The 2,129-nt window shown below is 49.5% G+C and carries 4 protein-coding genes; 2 read left to right on the forward strand and 2 right to left on the reverse strand.

Translation table 11 applies throughout. The features are described 5' to 3' along the window. A partial coding sequence (locus ABUA47_RS13650; protein WP_349831677.1) for a transporter substrate-binding domain-containing protein occupies positions 1 to 466 on the reverse strand: 466 nt, incomplete at its 3' end. A gap of 55 nt (positions 467 to 521) precedes the next feature. Beyond that, positions 522 to 1,133, reverse strand: a complete 612-nt coding sequence (udk, locus tag ABUA47_RS13655; RefSeq protein WP_005831829.1) for a uridine kinase — start codon at positions 1,131 to 1,133, stop codon at positions 522 to 524. Between the two features lie 102 nt (positions 1,134 to 1,235). Between udk and ABUA47_RS13660 the strand changes: the two genes are divergently transcribed. Together ABUA47_RS13660 and ABUA47_RS13665 are read left to right on the forward strand one after the other, a co-directional pair. Then, the gene (locus tag ABUA47_RS13660; RefSeq protein WP_008665385.1) at positions 1,236 to 1,544 is read left to right on the forward strand and encodes a Dabb family protein; all 309 of its coding nucleotides are present in this window, start codon (positions 1,236 to 1,238) and stop codon (positions 1,542 to 1,544) included. A 17-nt stretch (positions 1,545 to 1,561) separates the two neighbouring features. Further along, positions 1,562 to 2,129: protein-disulfide reductase DsbD domain-containing protein (locus ABUA47_RS13665; RefSeq protein ID WP_410520186.1), on the forward strand; the 568-nt coding region annotated here is incomplete at its 3' end.

The following is a 2,129-nucleotide window of genomic DNA, read 5'->3' on the forward strand; positions in this document are numbered from 1 at the left end:
CTTTCAGTGGTTTGGTGCGTCCGCCGTTACGTTGCACGATGACTTGGTGCGTGATGACCTCTTCGCCGCAATAAAGCAGGCTGTCTTTCCATTCCTTGGTGATGGGAAGGTTGTAGGCTATGAGGTCTCCCTTGCCTGCCAGCAACTTCTCTATGAGTTCGTGCACATTCCGGGCTACCTCTATTCTCAGCTTCACTCCCAGGCTCTTGGCAAACTGTTCGCTCAGCTCATACTGGAATCCCATGTCCTGGCCACGGTAGATGAAGTAGGAAGTGGAACTGTACAGTGTCAATACGACCAGTTCTCCGCTGTCCTTTATCTGTTGCAGGTCATCCGCTTCTTCTTTTTCGGCAGGATGTCCTCCACGGCATCCTGCGATGCAGCACAACAACAACAGCAAGATAATTGGGACGGGAGAATTGATAATGGATGATTTATGTCTGGCGAAAGAAAACAGGCTGTTCATATCTCATAGGGTTTAGTGCGTTCTTAATCCTCCATTATCAATTCTCCATTACAAATTAACTCCCCAAGTGCTTCTTGATGTACATGGTCAATATATCAATGGCCACCTGGTTGTTTCCGCCTTCCGGCACAATGAGGTCGGCGTATCGTTTGCAGGGCTCTATGAATTGCTGGTGCATGGGTTTTAGTATGCGTGTATAGCGCTCCATGACGGCTTCGGCCGTGCGTCCGCGTTCCACCACGTCACGCTGGATTACACGAATTAGGCGTTCGTCGGGGTCAGCGTCTACAAATATCTTGAGGTCCATCATGCTTCGCAGCTTCTTGTCGCACAAGGCAAGGATACCTTCTATGATGATGACTTCCCGGGGCTCGATATGGATGGTTTCGGGCTGCCGGGTACACGTCAGGTATGAGTAGGTGGGCTGTTCTATGCTTCTTCCTTCGCGCAGCATGGCGACATGCCTGGAAAGAAGGCTCCACTCGAAAGCGTCGGGATGGTCGAAGTTGATGTTCTGCCGTTCTTCCACGGGCACATGGCTGCTGTCCTTGTAGTAAGAGTCTTGTGGCAACAATACCACTTCACCAGCCGGTAGGCTTTCGATAATTTTACGTACGACGGTGGTCTTTCCCGAGCCGGTTCCGCCTGCAATTCCTATTATTAACATCCGTTTAAGTGTATATTTGAAACAAAACCAGTATTTTTGCAGTTGTTAAAACAGCCGCTTAGGCTGACAAATATAGTGATAAATCATTTAAATGGCAAAGTTATGGTAAAGCACATTGTATTATTTAAGTTAAAAGATGAGGCACCGGCTGACGAAAAGTTGGCTGCGATGAACAGTTTCAAGGCAGCTATCGAAGCGCTTCCGGCTAAAATATCCGTTATCCGCAAGATTGAAGTCGGATTGAACATCAATCCTGCCGAGGCTTGGAGCATCGCTCTTTACAGTGAGTTCGATACGTTGGATGACGTGAAATACTATGCTACCCATCCCGACCATGTAGCTGCCGGCAAGCTTATCGCAGCTGTGAAAGAGAGCCGTGCCTGCGTGGACTACGAGATAATTGAAAATTAAAAATTAAATCAGAGAACATGAAGAAATTACTGTTCCCTTTCGTTCTGTTGCTCTTCGCTGTGGCGGTGCAGGCACAGATACAAGACCCCGTCAAGTTCAATTCCGAACTGAAGATTTTGGCTGCCGATGAAGCGGAGGTCGTTTTTACGGCTGCTATTGACAAGGGCTGGCATGTCTATTCCACCGACTTGGGCGATGGAGGGCCTATCTCGGCGACTTTCAATGTGGAGAAAATATTCGGAGCGGAAGTGGTTGGCAAACTGAAGCCCGTAGGCAAGGAAATCTCTACTTTCGATAAGTTGTTCGAAATGAAGGTGCGCTATTTTGAGAATACGGCGCAATTTGTGCAGAAGCTGAAGTTGACGGGTGGCGCTTATCAGATAGAAGGCTATCTGGAATATGGCGCTTGCAACGATGAAAACTGCCTGCCGCCCACACAAGTTCCTTTCAAGTTCTCCGGCAAGGCAGAAGGGGCTGCCAAAGAAGCTGCCGCCGCTGCCGCTGAAACGAAAGCCGAAGAACAGCCCGCAAAGCAGGAGACTGTCTCCGGCACGGCTCCCGTGGCTGCCATCGGCGGTGCGGACG

The sequence above is a fragment of the Bacteroides sp. RTP31139st1_H2_RTP31139_211217 genome (genome assembly GCF_040227615.1).
Taxonomy (GTDB): Bacteria; Bacteroidota; Bacteroidia; order Bacteroidales; family Bacteroidaceae; genus Bacteroides; species Bacteroides uniformis.

What these genes read in the sequence shown, in the direction of transcription:
- udk (WP_005831829.1), bottom strand. Translation starts at nt 1,133, where the DNA reads ATGTTAATAATAGGAATTGCAGGCGGAACCGGCTCGGGAAAGACCACC.
- ABUA47_RS13660 (WP_008665385.1), top strand. Translation starts at nt 1,236, where the DNA reads ATGGTAAAGCACATTGTATTATTTAAGTTAAAAGATGAGGCACCGGCT.